General features: G+C 70.5%; 18 protein-coding genes and 1 riboswitch. Of the genes, 4 read left to right on the forward strand and 14 right to left on the reverse strand.

Annotation, left to right across the window (positions count from 1 at the left end):
* Nucleotides 1-123: 123 nt before the first annotated feature.
* From ACFWDI_RS37385 to ACFWDI_RS37405, 5 genes are all read right to left on the reverse strand, one after another.
* Nucleotides 124-1065, reverse strand: coding sequence for an ROK family glucokinase (locus ACFWDI_RS37385; protein ID WP_385311146.1), 942 nt, complete (start codon nucleotides 1063-1065; stop codon nucleotides 124-126).
* Nucleotides 1066-1131: 66 nt separating this feature from the next.
* Nucleotides 1132-1572, reverse strand: coding sequence for a DUF5304 domain-containing protein (locus tag ACFWDI_RS37390; RefSeq protein WP_362675481.1), 441 nt, complete (start codon nucleotides 1570-1572; stop codon nucleotides 1132-1134).
* Between the two features lie 74 nt (nucleotides 1573-1646).
* A complete protein-coding gene (locus ACFWDI_RS37395) occupies nucleotides 1647-2912 on the reverse strand; it encodes an ArsA family ATPase (RefSeq protein WP_385311149.1) in 1266 nt (421 codons plus the stop codon).
* On the reverse strand, nucleotides 2912-3361 hold the full coding sequence (locus ACFWDI_RS37400) for an SRPBCC family protein (RefSeq protein ID WP_327323069.1): 450 nt from the start codon (nucleotides 3359-3361) through the stop codon (nucleotides 2912-2914). The genes ACFWDI_RS37395 and ACFWDI_RS37400 overlap by 1 nt, the downstream gene beginning before the upstream one ends.
* A gap of 91 nt (nucleotides 3362-3452) precedes the next feature.
* Complete coding sequence (locus ACFWDI_RS37405; RefSeq protein WP_327328282.1) at nucleotides 3453-4220, reverse strand: metallophosphoesterase; 768 nt, start codon at nucleotides 4218-4220, stop codon at nucleotides 3453-3455.
* 290 nt (nucleotides 4221-4510) lie between these two features.
* Here ACFWDI_RS37405 and ACFWDI_RS37410 point away from each other — a divergent pair, with 290 nt between their 5' ends.
* Nucleotides 4511-6307 (forward strand): AMP-dependent synthetase/ligase, encoded by a 1797-nt coding sequence (locus tag ACFWDI_RS37410; RefSeq protein ID WP_385311150.1) that lies wholly within the window; start codon nucleotides 4511-4513, stop codon nucleotides 6305-6307.
* A gap of 42 nt (nucleotides 6308-6349) precedes the next feature.
* Here ACFWDI_RS37410 and ACFWDI_RS37415 read toward each other — a convergent pair whose 3' ends face one another.
* Both ACFWDI_RS37415 and ACFWDI_RS37420 read right to left on the reverse strand, forming a co-directional pair.
* A complete protein-coding gene (locus ACFWDI_RS37415; protein WP_385311151.1) occupies nucleotides 6350-7969 on the reverse strand; it encodes a GMC oxidoreductase in 1620 nt (539 codons plus the stop codon).
* A gap of 270 nt (nucleotides 7970-8239) precedes the next feature.
* Complete coding sequence (locus ACFWDI_RS37420; protein WP_385311153.1) at nucleotides 8240-9382, reverse strand: glycosyltransferase family 4 protein; 1143 nt, start codon at nucleotides 9380-9382, stop codon at nucleotides 8240-8242.
* 100 nt (nucleotides 9383-9482) lie between these two features.
* On the opposite strand from ACFWDI_RS37420, the gene ACFWDI_RS37425 reads away from it, so the two are divergent.
* On the forward strand, nucleotides 9483-10745 hold the full coding sequence (locus tag ACFWDI_RS37425; RefSeq protein ID WP_385311155.1) for a glycosyltransferase 87 family protein: 1263 nt from the start codon (nucleotides 9483-9485) through the stop codon (nucleotides 10743-10745).
* Here the strand turns inward: ACFWDI_RS37425 and ACFWDI_RS37430 are convergent.
* From ACFWDI_RS37430 to ACFWDI_RS37450, 5 genes are all read right to left on the reverse strand, one after another.
* Entirely contained in the window at nucleotides 10699-11898 is a 1200-nt protein-coding gene (locus ACFWDI_RS37430) for a hypothetical protein (RefSeq protein WP_385311156.1), read from the reverse strand. The two genes, ACFWDI_RS37425 and ACFWDI_RS37430, sit on opposite strands and share 47 nt — an antisense overlap.
* A 67-nt stretch (nucleotides 11899-11965) precedes the next feature.
* Entirely contained in the window at nucleotides 11966-12994 is a 1029-nt protein-coding gene (locus ACFWDI_RS37435; RefSeq protein ID WP_385311158.1) for an NlpC/P60 family protein, read from the reverse strand.
* Between the two features lie 210 nt (nucleotides 12995-13204).
* On the reverse strand, nucleotides 13205-14230 hold the full coding sequence (locus tag ACFWDI_RS37440; protein WP_385311160.1) for an NlpC/P60 family protein: 1026 nt from the start codon (nucleotides 14228-14230) through the stop codon (nucleotides 13205-13207).
* 323 nt (nucleotides 14231-14553) lie between these two features.
* Entirely contained in the window at nucleotides 14554-15915 is a 1362-nt protein-coding gene (locus tag ACFWDI_RS37445; RefSeq protein WP_385311161.1) for an NYN domain-containing protein, read from the reverse strand.
* Between the two features lie 35 nt (nucleotides 15916-15950).
* Nucleotides 15951-16193 carry a hypothetical protein gene (locus tag ACFWDI_RS37450; protein ID WP_327323079.1) on the reverse strand — a complete coding sequence of 81 codons (243 nt, stop codon included), beginning with the start codon at nucleotides 16191-16193 and terminating at the stop codon, nucleotides 15951-15953.
* A 150-nt stretch (nucleotides 16194-16343) separates the two neighbouring features.
* Here ACFWDI_RS37450 and ACFWDI_RS37455 point away from each other — a divergent pair, with 150 nt between their 5' ends.
* Both ACFWDI_RS37455 and ACFWDI_RS37460 read left to right on the forward strand, forming a co-directional pair.
* Nucleotides 16344-17069, forward strand: coding sequence for a rhomboid family intramembrane serine protease (locus ACFWDI_RS37455; RefSeq protein ID WP_385311163.1), 726 nt, complete (start codon nucleotides 16344-16346; stop codon nucleotides 17067-17069).
* Nucleotides 17066-17347 (forward strand): Lrp/AsnC ligand binding domain-containing protein, encoded by a 282-nt coding sequence (locus ACFWDI_RS37460; protein ID WP_327323081.1) that lies wholly within the window; start codon nucleotides 17066-17068, stop codon nucleotides 17345-17347. The genes ACFWDI_RS37455 and ACFWDI_RS37460 overlap by 4 nt, the downstream gene beginning before the upstream one ends.
* A 129-nt stretch (nucleotides 17348-17476) precedes the next feature.
* On the opposite strand, the gene ACFWDI_RS37465 is transcribed toward ACFWDI_RS37460, so the two are convergent.
* Nucleotides 17477-18886: an aminotransferase class V-fold PLP-dependent enzyme gene (locus tag ACFWDI_RS37465; RefSeq protein WP_385311165.1), complete on the reverse strand. Its 1410-nt coding sequence runs from the start codon at nucleotides 18884-18886 to the stop codon at nucleotides 17477-17479.
* 207 nt (nucleotides 18887-19093) lie between these two features.
* Nucleotides 19094-19211: riboswitch (SAM riboswitch) on the reverse strand.
* 118 nt (nucleotides 19212-19329) lie between these two features.
* Nucleotides 19330-20394: an anthranilate phosphoribosyltransferase gene (gene trpD / locus ACFWDI_RS37470; RefSeq protein WP_385311167.1), complete on the reverse strand. Its 1065-nt coding sequence runs from the start codon at nucleotides 20392-20394 to the stop codon at nucleotides 19330-19332.
* Nucleotides 20395-20509: the final 115 nt, after the last annotated feature.

Genomic DNA, 20509 nt, shown 5'->3' on the forward strand with positions numbered 1-20509 from the left:
ACAGCACCGCCGGCGCGGGCCTTTTCGGGGGCTTCGCCCCCGCCCACACACCCCATGCGCGGGGGGGGCCTACTTTCGGCCCGCCCGGCGATTGAGGACAGAAATCTCGGCGGTTGAGGACAACTAGCCCTGACGCGCCAGGTCCGCCGCGCCCACCAGGCCCGCCTTGCCGCCCAGTTGGGCCGCAAGCACCTGAGCGTGCGGGCGCCACTTGCCGCCGATCAGCCAGCGGCGGAAGGACTTGCGGATCGGGTCGAGGACCAGCTCGCCCTCGTCCGAGACGCCGCCGCCCACGATGAACGCCGACGGGTCGAAGAGCGAGGCCAGATCGGCCAGGCCCGCGCCCGCCCAGCGCGCCAGTTCGCGGAAGGAGTCGATTGCGACCGGGTCGCCCTGCCGGGCGGCCGCGCTGACGTGCTTGCCCTCGATGCCTTCGACCGTGCCGTCGCCGAGCCCGAGGAGGACCACGGCGTTCTCCGGAGTGGCGTTGGCGCGCTGCCTGGCGTAGCGGACAAGAGCGCGCCCCGAGGCGTACTGCTCCCAGCAGCCCTGGCTGCCGCAGCCGCACAGCAGACCGTCCGGGACCACCCGGATGTGGCCGAACTCCGCGGCCACGCCGAAATGCCCGCGGCGCAGCTTGTTGCCGATGATGATGCCTCCGCCGAGGCCGGTGCCGAGCGTGATGCAGATGACGTCTTCGTGGCCCTGGCCGGCGCCGAAGCGGTACTCGCCCCAGGCGGCCGCGTTGGCGTCGTTCTCCACGACCACCGGCAGCCCGACGCGCTGCTCGATCTCGTCCTTCAGCGGTTCGTGGCGCCAGTCGATGTTCGGCGCGAACAGGACGGTGGCGCGCTTGTCGTCCACGTATCCGGCGGCGCCGATGCCGACGGCCTCGATGTCGTGCCCCTTGCCGGCCCCTGCGACGGCAGAGGAGATCGCGTCGACGATGCCTTGTGGGGTGGACGGCGTGGGCACCGTGTGCGTCTCGAGAATGGTGCCCGCTTCGTCGACGACGCCCGCTGCGATCTTCGTACCGCCGATATCGACGCCGATGGTGAGTCCCATGTGTCCCTCAGTTTTCGGTCGAGCCCCGCTAAGGCCAACCGTACCCGAGGGCGGGCACAGTCCTGATCAGTCCAGGTCGATGTGCTCGCTCGGCCCCGGGCCCTCGTCCCGCGGGTCCTTGGCGTCTCCGGAAGGCTTCGGCCCCTGGGTCCAGCGTCGCTCGTGCCCCTCGACTGCGGATCGATAGGCGGCAAGCAGCTCGCCGCCCGCCGCCGCGAGGTGGTCGAAGATCTCCGGGTTGCGCTCCATGACCGGCTCGACGGCGGCCTTCGCCTGGCTGACCAGCTGCTGTACGGCGTTCTGCGCGGCCATGCCGGGCAGCGACGTCTGGAACGAGGAGACCTTGTCGGCGACGGCGTCGAGCAGTTTGCGCAGTTCCTCGCCCGCGGAGCCGGGCGGCGGGCCGTGCTGCGCGCGGCGGCGGGCCTTCTCCGCCTCAAGATCCTCGGCGCACGCCTTGGCCCAGGCGTCGTCGTCGACGGCGGGACGCTCAGTGGCATCGCTCATGGCGTACTCCTGCGGAAGGGCGGGCGGAACGGAGGGTTCGTACTCTCGACGTTACCCGAATGGAGGCGGCGCGTTCAGCGTGTCCGCGGCCACAGCTCGGGGTCCGGAGTGAAGCGGACCTTCAGCACCTCGTCCGCGAAGCCGGCGCCCGAGACGGTGCAGCGTCGGAGCACGGAGTGCAGCGGAACGATCCTGCGGAACGGGCCGACAGTGACCAGCAGTTCGTCGCCGCGGCGCACCAGCGAGACGTCCTCCTTCACGGCGCCGGGCACGCGGAGCGACCATACGTAGCGCGGGTCGTCCTGGTCGTCCGGCGTCCCCGGGTACTCGACCCGCCAGGGGTCGTCGTAGCGCCGTTCGGAGTCCCCGTCGAGTGCGACGGCGAGTCCGTCGCCCTGGAGGAGGCCGCTGCCGGTGCCTGCCTCCTCGAAGGTGGTGCAGGACGACTGTGTGTCGAGGAGCGTGAGGTCGTCGAGGCCGCGCGGGTCGCGGCCGAGGTGCCGTACCTCGCACAGCGAGGCCTCGGGCACCCACTCCTCGTACCACTGGCGCAGATGCTTGCCCTGCTGTGCGGAGAGGGTGGCGAGCCAGGTGTCGGCCGAGTCCAGTGGCAGGATCCGGTTCGGTACGACGGTGTCGATCCGCAGTCCGTGCAGCGCGAGACCGGCGCGGGCCGTGTGCAGGGCGTCGGCGGCCGTGGGTCCGGGCTCGGCGACGACCCGCAGGGTGGCGTTGCAGGATTCGATCACTGTCTGGACAGCGGCCAGTTCGGTGTCCCAGCGCCCGGCCGTCTCGTAGAGCCACTGCGCGGGCATCGGTACGCCGGCGAGCTGGGCAAGCATCGGGCGCAGCGCGCGGGCGACCTGCCGTTCGGCCGGCAGCAGCCGGCGCAGATAGCGGCGCAGCTGTTCCGGCAGGGCGAGCAGCGCGATGGTCTCGCGCAGCGGCGGCATGTCGACGACGACCACGTCCCAGTCGCCGTCGGTGGCGGTCTTCAGCGCACGCAGCAGTGCGAACTGGTCGCTGCCCGGGAGCTCGGTCAGCTCCTCGTCCTCCAGCCGCGCCGCGCCCAGCAGATCGAGCGCGGCGGTGCTGCGCTCCTGGAGGGTGAGCAACTCGGCGCGGAAGTCGGCGCCGGAGTCGATGCGCGCGGCCCACAGCCCCTCCGTGACCTCGGCCGGTTCGCCGAGGTGGCCGGTGACGGGCATGCCGAGAACCTCGCCGGGCTCGGCGGAGAGGAACAGGGCGCGCTTGCCGCGCCGCGCCGCGGCGAGCGCGGTGGCAGCGGCGACGGTGGTACGGCCCGCGCCGCCGAGGCCGGTGACGAGGACCTTGCGCATCAGGCGGCGGGCCCGCTCTCGACGCGCTTCTTCAGGCCGGCCAGGGCGCGGTCGATGATGACCTTCTCGGCCTTGCGCTTGATCATGCCGAGCATGGGGATCTTGACGTCGACGGTCAGCTGGTAGGTGACCTCGGTGCGGTCACCGCCGCCGACCGCGGCGAGGGTGTACGAGCCGTCGATGGTGCGCAGCATCTGGGACTTCACCAGCGTCCAGCTGACCTCGTTCTCACCGTTCCAGGTGTACGCGAGGGTGTGGTCGTCCTTGATCGCGCCGGCGTCGAGGACCAGCCGGACCTGCTCGGCGCGGCCCTTGGCGTCGGTGGCGAGCACCTCGGCCTCCTTCACCTCGCCGGTCCACTCCGGGTAGCGGGCGAAGTCGGAGATCACGCCCATCACGTCGGCCGGCGCCGCATCGATCGTGATGCTCGAGCTGGTGTGTTCCGCCATCGCTGCGGCTCCTCACAGTGCGGTACGGACCGGGGGTGGTGTGGTGTGCAGGCTATCGCGACCTGACCGGCCACCACTCCACGGCCCGGTCTCACCATTCCAGGGCCCAAGGTCGCCCGGTCGACGCGAAATGTCCGACGTTGACGCACTCCGTCGCGCCGATGCGCATCCGGCGGGCGAGCGGCTGGTGGACATGGCCGAAGAGCGCGTACGCGGGCCGGGTGCGACGGATCGCGTCCAGCAGTGCGTGGCTGCCGCGCTCGAAGCGGCGCGCGACGGTGTCGTAGGTCAACTCGGGGACCTCGGGCGGGATGTGCGAGCAGAGCACATCGACCTCTCCGAGCGCCTCGATCTTGGCCGCGTACTCCTCGTCGGAGATCTCGTACGGGGTGCGCATCTCGGTGCGCAGTCCGCCGCCGACGAAGCCGAAGACGCGGCCGCCGATCTCGATGCGCTCGCCGTCCAGGACGGTGGTGCCGGGGCGTGCGTACTCCGGCCAGAGAGACGGTATGTCGACATTGCCGTAGGTGGCGTACGTCGGGGTGGGGAAGGCCGCGAACATCTCGGCGTACTGGCGTCGTACGGCCGACTCGATGGCGCTCTCCCGGTCCATCTCGAGCTCGGACCAGAGCCTGCGTCCCAGCTCACGGGCCTCGTCGAAGCGGCGGGCCGTGCGCAGTTCCACGATCAAGTGGGCGTTGTCGACGCCGAAGAGGTCGGGGAAGATGCCGCGCGAGTGGTCTGCGTAGTCGAGGAAGAGCACCAGGTCACCGAGACAGATGAGTGCGTCGGCGCCGTCGCCCGCCATGGCGAGATCCTTGGCGTTGCCGTGCACGTCACTGACCACATTGACTCGCATGCCTCGCATGACGATCACCCTAGGACGCCCTGTTGCGCCTGGGTAGGGCGGGGCGGACCAGCCGTTCTACCGAGTCCTCTCGAGTGTGGACTACTCTGCGCGAAGTACTGCCATAAGCGTGTGACGCAGCGAACATCTGGCCTGAACCCCCTATCCGGAAACGAGTACTGGTGGGTAACGTCCGGGCAGTCCAGTCGTGCTCACCCCACATGAGCACCTGCCCGATCTTGGACCGCTGCCGGTGCATCACACAGAGCCGTGGCGCCGGCGCCCGATGAGGAGCAGCAGTCTTGCGCGAGTTCAGCCTTCCGGCCCTGTACGAGGTCCCTGCGGACGGCAATCTGACGGATCTCATCCGCCGCAATGCCACTCAGCATCCCGATGTTGCCGTCATGGGCCGCAAAGTGGCGGGCGTCTGGACGGACGTCAGTGCCAAGCAGTTCCTCGCGGAGGTGCGGGCCGCAGCCAAGGGCCTGATCGCCGCGGGTGTCCAGCCCGGTGACCGGGTGGGCCTGATGTCCCGCACCCGGTACGAGTGGGTGCAGCTCGACTTCGCGATCTGGAGCGCGGGCGCCGTCACCGTCCCGGTGTACGAGACCAGCTCCGCCGAACAGGTCCAGTGGATCCTCGGCGACTCGGGCGCGGTCGCGGTGATCGTCGAGAGCGACACGCACACCGCCGCCGTGGAGTCCGTACGGGACCGGCTGCCCGGTCTGCGGAATGTCTGGCAGATCGAGAAGGGCGCGGTCGACGAACTGGTCGCGGCCGGCGCCGATGTCAGCGACGAGACGGTCAACGCGCGCAGCGCCGCCGCCAAGGCGGACGACCCGGCGACCATCGTCTACACCTCGGGCACCACCGGCCGCCCCAAGGGCTGTGTGCTCACTCACCGCAGCTTCTTCGCGGAGATCGGCAACCTGGTCGAGCGCCTCAAGCCCCTGTTCCGTACCGGCGACAGCTCGGTGCTGCTCTTCCTCCCGGCCGCGCATGTCTTCGGCCGCATGGTCGAGCTCGCCGCCGTGATGGCGCCCATCAAGCTGGGCTGCGTACCGGACATCAAGAACCTCACCGATGAGCTCGCCTCCTTCCGGCCGACGCTGATCCTCGGTGTGCCGCGCGTCTTCGAGAAGGTCTACAACTCGGCGCGGGCGAAGGCCCAGGCGGACGGCAAGGGCAAGATCTTCGACAAGGCCACGGACACGGCGATCGCCTACAGCAAGGCGCTCGGCACACCCGAGGGCGCCTCGGTGGGTCTCAAGATCAAGCACAAGGTCTTCGACAGGCTCGTCTACAGCAAGCTCCGTGCGGTGCTGGGCGGGCGCGGTGAGTACGCGGTCTCCGGCGGGGCCCCGCTGGGCGAGCGGCTCGGCCACTTCTTCCGCGGTATCGGCTTCACGGTGCTCGAGGGCTACGGCCTCACCGAGTCGTGCGCGGCGACCGCGTTCAACCCGTGGGACCGGCAGAAGATCGGCACGGTCGGTCAGCCGCTGCCGGGCTCAGTGGTGCGGATAGCGGACGACGGCGAGGTGCTGCTGCACGGCGAGCATCTCTTCCAGGGCTACTGGAACAACGAGGCCGCGACCGCGGACGCGCTGGCCGACGGCTGGTTCCACACGGGCGACATCGGCACCCTGGACGAGGACGGCTACCTCGCGATCACGGGCCGCAAGAAGGAGATCATCGTCACCGCGGGCGGCAAGAACGTCGCTCCCGCGGTGATCGAGGACCGCATCCGCGCGCATGCGCTGATCGCGGAGTGCATGGTGGTGGGCGACGGACGCCCGTTCGTGGGTGCGCTGGTCACCATCGACGAGGAGTTCCTCGGGCGGTGGGCCGCGGACAACGGCAAGCCCGCCGGTTCGACGGCGGTCGAGCTGCGCGACGACGCGGATCTGCTGGCGGAGGTCCAGCGGGCGGTGGACGACGGCAATGCGGCCGTGTCCAAGGCGGAATCGGTGCGGAAATTCCGCATTCTCTCCTCCCAGTTCACTGAAGAGGCGGGGCACATCACGCCGTCGCTGAAGCTGAAGCGCAATGTGGTGGCGAAGGACTTCGCCGACGAGATCGAGGCGATCTACCGGGGCTGAGCGCCTCGGTCGGTCAGCCTCTGTGCAGGCCCTGTTCCCTGTTCAGCCCCTGGGGTCCTCGGCGAGGATCCGGGTCATGTTCCGTTCGGCGAGTGCGGTGATCGTGACGAACGGATTGACCCCGATCGAGCCGGGGACCAGGGCGCCGTCGGTGACGTAGAGCCCCGAATATCCTTTGGCGCGGCCGTAGTTGTCGGTGGCCCGGCCCAGTACACAGCCGCCGAGCGGGTGGTACGTGAAGTCGTCGGCGAATGTCTTGTTGCCACCGAACAGGTCGTACCGGTAGATGGTCACGTTGGCCTTGTTGATGCGGTCGAAGAGCGATTTGGCCGCGTTGACGGAGGGCTGGTTCTGGGACCGGGTCCAGTTCAGTTTCGCCGAGTCGGTGGCGGCGTCGTACGAGAAGGTGCCGCGCTCGGGGTTCTTGGTGATCGCCAGATAGAGGCTGATCCAGTGCTCGAATCCCATCGGCAGCGGCGCGATCTCGGCGAAGACGGGGTTCGTGGGGTTGGCCCAGTCGTCGATGCCCATGGTGGGCATGGTCGCCTGGTTCGCTCCGACGGTGTCCCAGATGTGGTTGGCGCGGCCGGTCATCACATTGCCGTTGTGGCCCCAGCCTCTGCCGACCTCGGTACTGAGGGCGGGCAGTGTGCCGGTCTCCCGGGCGCGCAGCAGGAGTTCGGTGGTGCCGAGGCTGCCGGCCCCGAGGAAGAGCTGTTTGCAGCCGAGTTCTCTGGTCTCGACGACCCGGCCCGCGTTGTCCGTCACATCGACGGTCAGGACGTAGCTGCCGTCGGGCTCTCTCCGGATCGCTCTGGCCCGGTTCATGGTCTGGATGGTGACGTTGCCGGTGCCGAGTGCGGCCGCGAGGTAGGTCTTGTCGACGCTACGCTTGCCGTGGTTGTTGCCGTAGATGACCTCGCCGGCGAGCGCCGACCTGGTGGCCTGGCCCGCGGCTTCGCGCTGCATGTAGCCGAAGTCGTAGACGTTCGGGACGAAGACGGTCTTCAGTCCGGCGTTCTGGGCGTGCTTGCGGGAGATCCGCGAGAAGCGGTACCACTCGGTGGACTCGAACCAGGCCGGGTCCACCGTGTTGACGCCGAGCATCCCGCGGGCCCGCGGGAAGTAGGTGTCGTACATCTCCGCGGCGTCGACCTGTGGCAGGACCTCGGAGAAGTACGAGCGCAGCGGGGTCACCGCCATTCCGCCGTTGACCAGCGATCCGCCGCCGACGCCGCGGCCGACGAAGACCGACATCTCGGCGTGGCGGACGCGGTCGAGTACGCCGGGGTAGCGGCTGATGTTCTTGTTGACGACGTCCAGCCAGAGAAACGTGGCCAGCGGCGCCTCGGTGCGGGTGCGGAACCACATGGAGCGCTGGTCGGGCGCTCCGGTGGTGCAGAAGATCTTTCCGTCCGGGCCCGGGGTGTCCCAGAGACGGCCCATCTCCAGGACGACCGTGCGGACGCCCGCCTCGCCGAGGCGGAGGGCGGCGACGGCCGCGCCGTAGCCGGAGCCGATCACGACGGCGGGGGCGTAGTCGGCGGCGGAAGGCTCCACGGCGGCTGCCGAGGAGAGACCAATGCGGGTGAAGCCGAACGCGGCCGCGGCCTGCAGGGCTGCGATGCCCAGCAGTTGACGGCGCGTCAGATGTGATGTCATGGGCGCATCATGAGCGGAATATCCGACTCCGCCCATATGTCGCGCAGACCTAAATCTGAAAGACCGTCAAGAGTGCGTCTTCGGCCGCGAGGGCCGCACGCCTCGGCCACGGCCGGCGGGGCGGACCGGCGGACGTATGCCGTGACGCGCCCGGCCGACGGGTCGCCGGGCTGCCGTCACAGCCGCGCGGTCGGAGCCACCTGGCCAACAGGAACCGTCGGGGAGCCCCGGAGAGCGGCCAGGGAGCCGCCAGAGAGCCCCCACAGAGCGTCAGAGCAGCGTCTTGAGCCTCTCCGCGAGCAGGTCCCAGCGCCACTTCTCCTCGACCCACTCGCGGCCGCGCTCGCCCATCCGCCGGCGCAGGTCGGGGTCCTCGAGCAACGCCACGATCCGCTCGGCCGACTCCTCGGCGGAGCCACCGCGGACCACCCAGCCCGTCTCTCCGTCGAGTACGGCGTCGGGGGCGCCGCCCGAGTCGCCCGCGACGACCGGCAGCCCGGTCGCCGATGCCTCCAGATACACGATGCCGAGGCCCTCGACGTCGAGACCGCCCCTGCGGGTACGGCAGGGCATGGCGAAGACGTCACCCGCGCCGTAGTGGGCGGGCAGCTCCTCCCAGGGGACGGAGCCGGTGAAGCGTACGGACTTCGCGACCCCGGTCTCGCTCGCCAGCTTCCGCAGATCCTTCTCGTACGGACCGCCGCCGACGATCAGCAACACCGCGTCAGGCACCTTCGCCAGGATCGCGGGCATCGCAAGGATCAGCGTGTCCTGGCCCTTGCGCGGCACCAGCCGGGACACACAGACGACCACCGGCCGGTCGGCGAGTCCGAGCCGCTCGCGGACCACGTCCCCGCCCGAGCCGGGGTGGAAGGTCTTCTCGTCGACACCGGGCGGCAGTTGGGTCATCCGGCCGGCGGCCCCGGGCGTCAGCGCGGCGGCTATGCGGGAGCGGGTGTACTCACCGAGATAGGTGATCGTGTCCGTGCCCTCGCCGATCCGGCGCAGCAGCCGGCGGGACGCGGGCAGCTGCGCCCAGCCGGCCTCATGGCCGTGGGTGGTGGCCACCAGCCGGCCCGCGCCCGCCCTGCGCAGGGCGGGCGCCATCAGCCCGAGCGGGGCCGCCGCCCCGAACCACACGGATTCACAGCCGTGCTCGCGCAGCAGCCGGGTCGCCCTTCGGGTGACCCGCGGGGTCGGCAGCAGCATCGTCGTGCGGTCCCGTACGACGGTGAAGGGCTGCTCGGCGTCGAACGCGGCGGTCGCCTCGATGCCCTCGCGGCCGCGCTTCCAGGTGGAGGCGTAGACAACGAGCTGGTCGGGGTCCAGACGCAGCGCCATGTTGTGCAGGAACGCCTGGATGCCGCCGGGCCTGGGCGGAAAGTCGTTGGTCACGATCAAGGTCTTGTGCATCGTCGCCGACAGTACCGAACGGCCCTGCCTGATCGCTCCCGCACGGCCCTGCCCGGCATCATGGGCACCCCTTATCCGGGACGAAAGGGACGAGGTGCTCATGGCGGGCGTAGGCGGCAGCAAGGGCGGCACACACCTCTCCGTCGCGGTGTGGATCCTCAGCCGGGCCGCGCTGCTGCTCTGCGTCTTCAAGGTCGTCGTACTGCCCGGCCCCGATGTCACCAGCGATGTCTCGGTGATCTACCAGGGCTGGTACGAGGTGCTGAAGACCGGCACATTTCCGCTGGCCGACGTCACCTGGCAGTACCCGCCCGCAGCCGCGCTCGCGATCCTCTCCCCCGCCGTGCTGCCCTTCCTCGGCTACGCCTCCGCCTTCTTCGTCCTCGCCCTGCTCAGTGACGCGCTCGTCTTCGGCCTGCTGCTGTACGCGGCCGGGCGGCCCGGCAAATCGCGGCGTGGCCTGTGGGTGTGGACCTGGGGCGTGCCGCTGCTCGGCCCCACCGCGTACGCCCGCTACGACCTGATGGTCACGGCCGTCGCGGTCGCCGCGCTGCTCGCCGGCGCGCGTCATCCGCGGACGCTGGGCGCGCTTGCGGGCTTCGGGGCGCTGCTGAAGTTGTGGCCGCTGCTGCTCCTCACGGGCACCCCGCGCGGCCGGGCCACACGCCGCTCCTGGACCACCGCGGCGGGCACGGCGGCCGGGCTGACGCTGCTGCTCTTCGCGGCACTGCCGGGCGCACTGGCGTTTCTCGCCTTCCAGCGCGACCGGGGCACGGAGATCGAGTCGCTGGGCGCGCTGGCCTTCCATGTGGCGCGCCACTTCGGCTGGCAGGGCGACGCGCTGCTCCATTACGGCTCGGTGGAGTTCGTCGGCGCGTACGTCCCTCTCGTCTCCACCCTTGCGCTCGCCCTCAGCCTCCTCGCCCTCGGCTGGCTGGTGCTGTGGCGGCTGCGGGCGAAGGAGTTCGGGCCGAGCACGCCGTGCGACGCGGCCTTCGCCGCGGTGCTGCTGTTCACCACCACGAGTCGGGTGATCAGCCCCCAGTACCTGATCTGGCTGGTCGGTGCGGCCGCCGCCTGCCTCGCCTTCCGGGCGAGCCGGATGGCGCTGCCCGCCTGGCTGGTGCTGGCTGCCACGGGGATGACACTGCTGGAGTTCCCGGTCTGGTTCTCGCATGTGGTGGCGAGCGACCCGCTGGGCGTGCTGCTGCTCGCCGTACGCAACGGACTGCTGGTCGCCGCGGCGCTGACCGCCTGCCGACGGCTGTGGAGCCAGACGGTGAGCGGGCCGGGCCGCCGCACAGCCCGAGCGCCGATCAGCCTTCCAGCCGCTCGCGCAGATACTCCCGCCACCGCACCGTGAAGTCCGCAGGCGTCGTGCCGAGCACGTCGTTCATCGCCTTCTCCACCGCACCCGCCCGGTCCTTCCCGTCCCCGACGGCCCGGTAGAAGGCGGTCAGCCGCTCCTCGCCCCACCGCGCGGCAATCAGCTCGCAGGCCAGCCAGCCGCCCTCGTACGCCTGCGCCAGCCCGTCCGCGTCGCCGCCGAAGGCGAAGTCCGCGTCGTCCGGCAGCGCGGCGGGTACCTCGCCGCGCTGGACCGCGCGCTGGAGTTCGGGGGCGGTCTGGCCCGTCGTACGACCCGTGCCCCGGTACGCGACCCAGTCCGCGAAGCCCTCCGAGAGCCACATCGGCGTGGCCGCCGAGGTATGCGCGCGGGTGGCCACATGCGTGGTCTCGTGGGTGAGCACGACGCCCTGGCCGAAGTCGCCGAGCACTCCGTCGGCGTCCGGGTTGACGATCACCCGGTCCGCGGGCGCCGCCGCGGCCCCTCGGGTCTCGCCGGTGGTGACCGCGGCCATCCCGCGGTATCCGGCGGCCGGTGAGCCCAGCAGCGCGCCCATGGCATCCAGCGAGGCGGGGACGAGCACGACCAGGTGGCCCGTCCACTTCGACGGCCAGGCGTCGGAGACGGCGGGCACGGCGCGGTCGGCCGTCGCCGCGAGCGCGCGCAGCCGTTCAGCTTTCTGGCCGACGGCGAGGACGATGCTGTGCCTGCCCCGTACGACCTGGACGTCGCCCTGCTGCCAGAGCTGCTGGGCGGCGCCCTTGGCCGCGCGGTCGGCCGTCACGTACCAGTGGCCGTCGCGTTCGGCCAGCTCCAGCCGACGGGAAGCGGTGACGGGAGCGGTGTCGTAGCCGTCTATCCGGTAGCGCAGTTGGGCTTCGGCGACGGCTCGCGAGCCCTGCCGCCGCACCTGCCCCAGCCGGTACTCCCAGGAGCGCAGCGGTACGTCCGCGAGGTTCTGGAACTCCCGGCTCGCTGTCGTCCGCAGCTGCGTGGCATCGGGCGCGAAAGCGTCCAGATAGGCGGCCCGGTCGTGGGCGAGGACGGCGGCCGCGCGTCCGTCCAGTGTCCGCCGGATGGCCCGCACGGTGGTGTCGGACGCCTCGGGGGCCGCGCAGCCGGACGCCAGCAGCGCCGCGGCGAGGCCCAGCCCCGCCGTACGCCGCATTATCCGAACCCGACGCCTCGTGCGCCCCTGACCTGCCACCCTGCCGATCGTACGGAACGCGGAGCGGTCAGACGCGCGTCACCGAAGAGATCGGCATCATGGCGACCGGGTCGTAGCGCACCGGCGCGCCCGGGTACGGGGCATGCACCACCTGCCCGTTGCCCATATACATCGCGATATGGCTGGCATCGCTGCGGTATGCCACCAGGTCACCGGGGAGCGCCTCCTCCACGGAGACCTGTCGGCCGGCGTACCGCTGCGCCTGCGAGGTGCGCGGCAGCCCTACTCCCGCCTGGGCGTACGACCACTGCATCAGCCCCGAACAGTCGAAACCGGACGGCCCGTTGGCGCCCCACACATAGGGCCGTCCGACGGCGCTGCGGGCCGCCCTCACGGCCGCGGCCGCCCGTGCCGAAGCGGGCGCGAGGCCGGAGAGTTCGGGCATGGAGCCGCGGCCCGAACGGGAGATCCGGTCGAAGGCCGCGCGTTCCGCGGACGTCAGGGAGTTCAGCAGCCGCTGTGCCTCGGTGAGCTTGCGCTCGACGGTGCGTTTGTGGTGGGCGGCGGCGGTCCGGCTGCGCTCCAGCTCGGTGAGGTCGCGGGTGACCTCCGCGCGCTCCTGGCCGAGTTTGCGCTGCGCCCGCTGGAGATCGTGCAGGGCGGTCGTCTGGCGCTCGCTGATGCGATCCAAGGTCTGGGCCTTGTCGAGGTAGGTCTCCGGGTCCGCGGAGAGCAGTAACGCGAGCGCGGGGTCGATACCGCCCGAGCGGTACTGCGCGCCCGCCACCGAACCGAGCGCTCCCCGCATCCGGTTGATGCGCTCCTGGCCGCGGGCCACGCTGTCCTGCGCCTGCGCCACCTGCTCACGCAGCCGCGCCATCCGCTCACCGGCCTTGTTGAAGTGCTCGGTGGCCTGCTCGGCCTCCTCGTACAGCCGGTCGACCTTGGTCCGGCCGGCTTCGGTGGCGTCGTGCGGGTCGGCGCTCGCCGGTGCGGCGCCGAGGGCCGCCGCGGCCGTTGCCGCCGCGGCGGACAGGACAGTGACCCGAGCGCTCTGAGTGAGGCCGGACTGTGAGGGTCGGCGATGGGACGCCACGGGCCGCGCTCCCTTCCGCTGTAACGAGGATGTTGCGCGGCAGAGAGTAACCGGGCGAACACGGAGCGGCCAAAAGGCCCAGCCGGGCACATAAAGTGACGCCCCGCCGGAGACCACAGGTCATCGGCGGGGCGCAACGTCAGCGTGAGTTGACCCAATTCGCCCGTTTGGGCGGATGTGAAGGCGGGTCAGCGACGGATCAGGGGGGCGTCAGATGCGTACGCCGAACTGGAACGGCATGTTGCCGATCGACTCGTAGCGCACGCTCGCGCCGGGCTTGGGGGCGTGCAGCACCTGGCCGTTGCCCGCGTAGAAGCCGACGTGGTGCATGTCGCCGTAGAAGATGACCAGGTCGCCCTGCTGGAGCGCACCCTGCGAGTAGATGCGGGTGCCGGCGTTGGCCTGCGACTGGGAGGTGCGCGGTATGGAGACACCGGCCTGCGCGTACGCCCAGGAGGTCAGCCCGGAGCAGTCGAAGGAGCTGGGGCCGGAGGCGCCGTAGACGTACGGCGAACCGATCTTGCTCTGGGCGGCGGAGAACGCGGCGGACGCCCGCTGCGAGGCCGGGACCGCATTGCCGAGGTCCGCGCGCGAGTTGTCGCGGTTGGCGCGGGACTCGTCGGCCGAGAGCGCGGCGCGCTCCTGCGCGGTGAGCGAGTTGAGGAGCTTCTGCGCGGCGGCGAGCTTGGTCTGGACTTCCTTCTTCTTCTCGCCGAGCTGCTTGCGGGTGTCGGCCAGGTCGCCGAGCTTGTCCTGGGCCTCCTTGCGCTGCTGCGCAAGGGTCCGCTGCTTCGCCTGGATCTCGGCGAGCGCCTCGGTCTGCTTGGCGCCCAGCTGGTCCAGCGCGGAGGCCTTGTCCAGGTAGCTGTCCGGGTCGGCGGAGAGGAAGAGCTGCACGGCGGGGTCGATGCCACCGGAGCGGTACTGGGCGCTGGCCACCGAACCGAGGCCGTCGCGCAGGGTGTTGAGCTCGTCCTGACCGCGGGCGACCTTGTCCTGCAGCGCGTCGATCTCCTTGTCGAGCTTCGCCTGCTGCTCCTTGGCCCCGTTGTAGTTCTCGGTGGCCTTCTCCGCCTCTTCGTAGAGCTTGTCGACCTTCTCCTTGACCTCGCTCTTGCTCGGCTTCGGGTCGGCCTGGGCGGCCTGGGAGGTCAGGGCTACGGCCGCGGCGGCGGTCGCGGTGAGCACGGTCACACGGGTGCGGCTCGGCTGCTTGGGTCGACGGTGGGACGCCACGAAGGCGAGCTCCTTCTTCCTCGAGCCGCCTACCGGGCTGTGGGGGGTTTGAATCCCCGGCGTCCGCACTTCATTTCCCTGGGGGAAAAAGGGATGAACTGTACGAACTCGGCGGTTCCTTCGCTGTCGCCCCGGATGGGCAATCAACCGCGCGAAGGTTCGAGGCCCGACCCTAGTGACCTTCTTGTGATCAGTTCAAATCCTCATGAGAAAAATCTGCTTCCCCGAGCACATTCTTTACATACATCACACGCGTAGTAGCGGCCACTTGACACTACGTCCGTCAGAGAAATAGCTAATTCGGGCATTTGGCGCGGCAGTTACTAGACGCGCGAAAGCCGCTTCAGCAACAAGGCGGACGCAACCGGCCTGGCGCCGGCCTTCGCCACACCGTCGGCGACTTCGCGGTCGGTGGAGACCACCACCACGGGCCGGCCCGGCGGCTCCGCCCGTACCAGCTGACGGATCAGCTCGTCCGCGGTCACGCCCGCCTTCGAGAACAGCACCCGCACTCCGCGCGGCGGCGCCAGCAGCACCGGCGCCGCCAGCTCCGCACCGTCGAAGACACAGGTGATCTCGGCACCGGTCTGCGCCGCGAGCATCGAGAGCCCGCCGAGCAGCCGCAGCCGCTGCTTCTCCAACGGCATCGTCGGATAGCCGGTCTTGGTGACGTTGTAGCCGTCCACCACCAGATGCGCCTGCGGCAGCGCGAGCAGCTGCTCGAGCAGGGCGGGATCGGTCTCGGAAAGCGCACGGGCCGCGATGTCCTTGGGTGACATCCGGCCCGGCTCGACCGCGTCGACCGTGTCCGCGGGATGGATTCCGGCGGGCGGCAGGGCCAGCTCGCGGCGCAGCCCCTGGGCCGCGTCGAGCACTGTGTCCAGCAGCAGCCGCAGCCGCATGTCCTCGATCGAGCGGCCCTCGCGCGCGGCCCGGCGGCCGGCCTCCACGGTCGCGTCGGCCTCGGCGAGACGCGCCTTCAGCCGCCGGCCCTCGCTCTCGGCCGACGACACCTGGGCGGCGGCCTCCGACCTGATCGTCTCGGTCTCGGCGTCCCTGCGGCGCAGCGCGGCCTCACCGCGTTTCACATCGCTCTGGGCACTGCGCAGCTTGCGGCGCAGTGCCTCGGCTTCCTTGCGGGCCGTCTCCAGCTCCGTACGCAGCCGCTCGGTCTCGCTCTTGATCTGACTGCGCGCCTCGGCGAGCTCCTCGCGCAGCCGCTCCAGTTCGCGTCTGCCCGCCTCGTCGGCGCGCTCGGCGTCCGCCCGCTGAGCCTCCTCGCCCGCGGCGGCGACGAGTTTCACCCATCCGGTGGGCCGCAGGACATAGGCGGCGGCCGCCACATCGACAGGATCGGCGGCCGCGGGCGGCGACCCGGACTCCAGCGCCCGGGACAGTTCGGGCTGGGCCTGGCTGAGCCGCTCGCCGATGCGCTGCCGGAAGACCGGGTCGCTCTCCAGCGCTGCGGCCATCGCATTACCGGCGTACTTGGCACGCCGGGTCGGGGTGAAACGGGCGTACTGTCTCAACTGGGCCGGAAGTTCGGCGACGGTCAGGCCCCCGAAGGCGTCCGAGACCAGCGCCATGACCCTGCGCCGTACGCCTTCCGGCAGCGGGCGGTCGAGCGCCTCGGCGGCGTCACCGGCCGCACCGGCCGGCTCATCGCCGCTTGCAGGCTGCTCCACAATCCGTCACCCCACTACCCGTTCGGGCCGCTCCGTCAGGAAGCAGCGCCCGGCCTGTCCACCAGCTCGATCTGGTCCACCGCATTGCACCACCGGCAGCGCACCGACTCGATGGTCTCACTGACCACCTCGCGCTCCTCGACCGTCGGCTCTCCAGCCAGGTCCAGATGGACGTATTCGACGACCTTCGAGGAACGGGTGACATCGAAGCGGGTGAGGTTGCCGCAGAGCGTGCAGCGCCAGCGGGTCTCGGCCGTCGCCGGGGGAACCGTCGTCATCGTGCCGTCCTTTTTCGTGGTGCGGGTGCGGGTGCCGCTGTGCGCCGTCGAACCGCGGATGTACTGCCTGTAACCCTACGGCCTCGCGGGTCCCCGTTGACGCGGCGAGGCACTCTGTACCGTTCAGCCCCACTACGTCATGCTCTGTCCATGATCGGTTGGTGGGGTGCGGTCCGGGGCGCGGCCTCGGGACCTGCGATGACGTACGGCGCGATCGCCGTCTGCTGCGCGGTGTTCGTCCTCAGCCCCGTCTCGGGCCTCGATCCGGTGTACGGCACCGGTGACGCACTGCTCTCCGCGCAGAGCACATACTTCGAGCGCTGGGGCGTGATCCCCGTCGACCTGATGAGCAGCTCCACCTCCCGGGCGCTGATCACACCCCTCACCGCCCTCTTCGTCCACGGCAGTTGGCTGCACCTGCTGGGCAACATGCTCTTCCTGTACGTATTCGGGGCGATGGCCGAGGAACGGATGGGGCAGCTGGAGTTCGCTCTCTTCTATCTGGGCTGCGGCTATCTGGCGCTGCTCGCCTACGCGGCGGCCAACGCCGGCTCCGAGCAGACCCTGGTGGGAGCCTCCGGGGCGATCTCGGGCGTGCTCGGCGCCTTCCTCTACCTCTTCCCGAAGGCCCGGGTCACCAGTCTCTTCCCGTTCCTCTTCTTCCTTCCGCTGCGCTTCCCCGCCTGGATCGTGCTGATCTTCTGGTTCGTCCTCCAATGGCTGGCGGCGCGGAGCGCGGGCAGCGGCCCGGGCGTCGCCTATCTCGCACATCTGGTGGGGTTCGGGACGGGCTTTCTCTACGCCTGGGGACGTTTCCGGCATGGGACTAGAGTGAAGGCCCAAGCAGCGGCCACCGAGGGAGAAAGCCAACCGTGATCACCGCGATCGTGCTCATCAAGACCAGCGTGGACCGGATCCCCGAGATCGCCGAGTCGATCGCCGCGCTGGACAGCGTCAGCGAAGTCTTCTCCGTCACCGGTACGTACGACCTCATCGCCATGGTGCGGGTGGCCAAGCACGACGATCTCGCGGATGTCATCCCCGGCCGGATCAGCAGGATCCCGGGCGTCGAGGGGACCGACACACATGTCGCCTTCCGTACGTACTCGCAGCACGACCTCGAGGCGGCCTTCGCGATCGGCCTCGACGCGTAACGCCTGCGACACGACGAAGCCCCGGACCGGCCGGTCCGGGGCTTCGTCGTCCGTTCGGGCTCGGACAGCCGGGCTCAGACGCCCGGCTCGGACAAGCCGGGCTCAGACGCGCGGCACGGACGGCCGGGCTCAGACGGCCGGGACGCAGCGGCCGTCCTCCGTGCGGTAGTTCCACTGCGCACCGTCGCTGACGAGTTCCTTCACCGCCCGTACGAAACGCTCCACATGCTCGTCCGGCGTACCGGCGCCGAAGCTGACCCGGATCGCGTTGAGCGAACGCTCGCCCGGCTCGGCCTCCGGAGCGCCGCACTCGCCCGGGTCCTGCGGGTCGCTGCCCAGCAGGGTCCGCACCAGCGGGTGGGCGCAGAAGAGTCCGTCCCGTACCCCGATGCCGTACTCCGCCGAGAGCGCGGCCGCGAAGTGCGAGCTGTTCCAGCCCTCGACGACGAAGGAGATGACGCCGACGCGCGGCGCGTCGTCCCCGAAGAGCGAGAGCACCTTGACCTGCTCCACCTCCGCCAGACCCCTACGGACCGTGGCGACCAGCTGCTGCTCACGGGCGACGAGGCTGTCGAAGCCGGCCTCGGTGAGCGCCTTGCAGGCGGAGGCGATGGAGTACACGCCGATGACGTTCGGCGAACCGGCCTCGTGCCGGGCGGCCGTGGTGTGCCAGTCGACGTCCACGCCGCCGTCCGTACGCCGGGCGACCTTGCGGGACGCACCGCCGCCCGCGAGGTACGGCTCCGCGTCCTGCAGCCAGTCCGCGCGGCCCGCGAGCACACCCGAGCCGAACGGCGCGTACAGCTTGTGCCCGGAGAAGGCGACCCAGTCGACGTCCAACTCCTGTACGGAGACCGGGTGGTGGGGCGCGAGCTGGGCGGCGTCGAGCACAATCCGCGCGCCATGGGCATGGGCAGCGGCCGCCAGCTCCTTGACCGGCCACAGTTCACCGGTGACATTCGACGCTCCGGTCACACAGACCAGGGCGGGCCCGTACTCCTCGCCGGCAGATGCGGTGCGGTCGGCGAGCGCGCGCTCCAGCGTCCCGACGGCCTCGGCCGGCGTACGCGGCGCGTTCAGGTAGGTCACCCGGGCGTCGCGCCACGGCAGCAGCGAGGCGTGGTGCTCGGTCTCGAAGACGAAGACCTGGCAGTCGGCGGGGAGCGCGGCGGCCAGCAGGTTCAGCGAGTCGGTGGTGGAGCGGGTGAAGACGACCTGGTCGCCGGCGCGGCAGTCGAGGAACTCCGCGACCGTCGCGCGGCTGTTCTCGAAGAGGTCGGTGGAGAGCTGCGAGAGGTACCCGGCGCCGCGGTGCACACTGCCGTAGTACGGGGCGTAGGCGGCCACGTCGTCCCACACCCGCTGCAGGGCCGGGGCGCTCGCCGCGTAGTCGAGGGCCGCGTACGTGACCTCGCCGCCGGTGACGAGCGGAACGGTCACATCGCGGCCGAGGACCGGAAGCGGCGCGGCGCAGACGGGGTCGGCGGACTCGGAAGAAGCAGCGGTGGCGGTCTCAACGGTGTTCGGGCGTGCGGACATGGCGGTATCTCCCGGCAGGACAAGGCGGAATGGCTTCGACGAACCCGCACGGCAGCCAGGTGAAGGCTCTGTGTACGGGGATTGCCCTCGCATGTCACGGCGATCGCGTGCTGTGAGGGTCTGCTGAAGAAGGGGCTGATCAGCCCTATCGCATTCGCTTGCTCACGAGACTGCTCCCTTGAGGACCAGGACCCCAGGGTGTGCAGGGGTCCGCGCTTGCCGTAGACCTCTCTGCCTACGGCCTGGTCTTCACCCGGGGCACCCCGCCACGGACGGAGGGTTGCCGGACAGCGAGCCGGGGCCTAAATCGCTGTCACTCATGACCTTGAAGAGCATCCTGCCATACGGCCCACAACGCGCAAGGCGCGGTCCAGTTCCTGAGACAGGGAAGGGAACCGCGCCTTGCGTCGCGCCACTGCGGGCTCAGGCGTTCTCAGGCGTTCTCAGGCGTTACTGGCGGCGATCCACCGCTCGAGTGCCGCTTTGGCCGCGCCCGAGTCGATCGAAGCGGCGGCCTTGGCGATGCCCGCCGCGAGCTGCTCGTTCAGGCTGCGGTCCGTCGGCTCCAGCGCCACCAGAGCCGCAGCCGCGTTGAGCAGTACCGCGTCCCGTACGGGCCCGGCCTCGCCGCTCAGCAGCCGGCGCGCGACATCGGCGTTGTACGAGGCATCCGCGCCCCGCAGGGCCTCCACGGGCACCATGTCGATGCCGACGTCCCGCGGGTCGAAGGCCTCCTCGCGCACCGACCCGTCCCGTACCACCCACACCCGGGAGGTGGCCGTCGTCGTCAGCTCGTCCATACCGTCGTCGCCGCGGAAGACCAGCGCCGAGGAGCCGCGCTCGGCGAGCACCCCGGCCAGGATCGGCGCCATCCGGGCGTCCGCGACACCGGTGGCCTGGGCCTTCACCCTCGCCGGGTTGGTGAGCGGGCCGAGGAAGTTGAACGTGGTGCGGATACCCAGCTCCTTGCGGGCGGCCGCCACATGCCGCAGCGCCGGGTGGAACTTCACCGCGAAGCAGAAGGTGATCCCCGCCTCTTCCGCGACCTCGGCCACCCGCTGCGGGGTGAGCTCGAGATTGACGCCGAGCTTCTCCAGCACGTCGGAGGCGCCGCTCGCCGATGACGCGGCGCGGTTTCCGTGCTTGACGACCTTCGCGCCCGTTCCGGCGACGACGATCGCGGACATCGTGGAGATGTTCACGGTCTTGGCGCCGTCACCGCCCGTGCCGACGATGTCGACGCTGGGGCCCGGCACCTCGATCAGGTTCGCGTGCTCGTACATGGTCCGTACGAGACCGGAGATCTCCTCGACCGTCTCACCCTTGGCCCGCAGCGCGACCGCGAAACCGGCGATCTGGGCGTTGGTCGCCTCGCCGCTGAGGATGCGGTCCATGGCCCAGGCGGTGGCGTCGGCGCCCTGGTCACGGTTGCTGAGGAGAGCTTCCAGTACGCGGGGCCAGGAGAGGTCCGCCACGCTGTCGCCGCCAACCGGGGTCACAACGTTCATGGTCCACTCCAGGGTCCACAGCCGAATAGGGATGGGTCCACCCTATCCAGCCCCACAGACGGCGAAGAGCCCCGTCCATCGAATGGACGGGGCTCCCGCTGTGGCGATCAGCTCG

Source organism: Streptomyces sp. NPDC060064 (genome assembly GCF_042736455.1).
Taxonomy (GTDB): Bacteria; Actinomycetota; Actinomycetes; order Streptomycetales; family Streptomycetaceae; genus Streptomyces.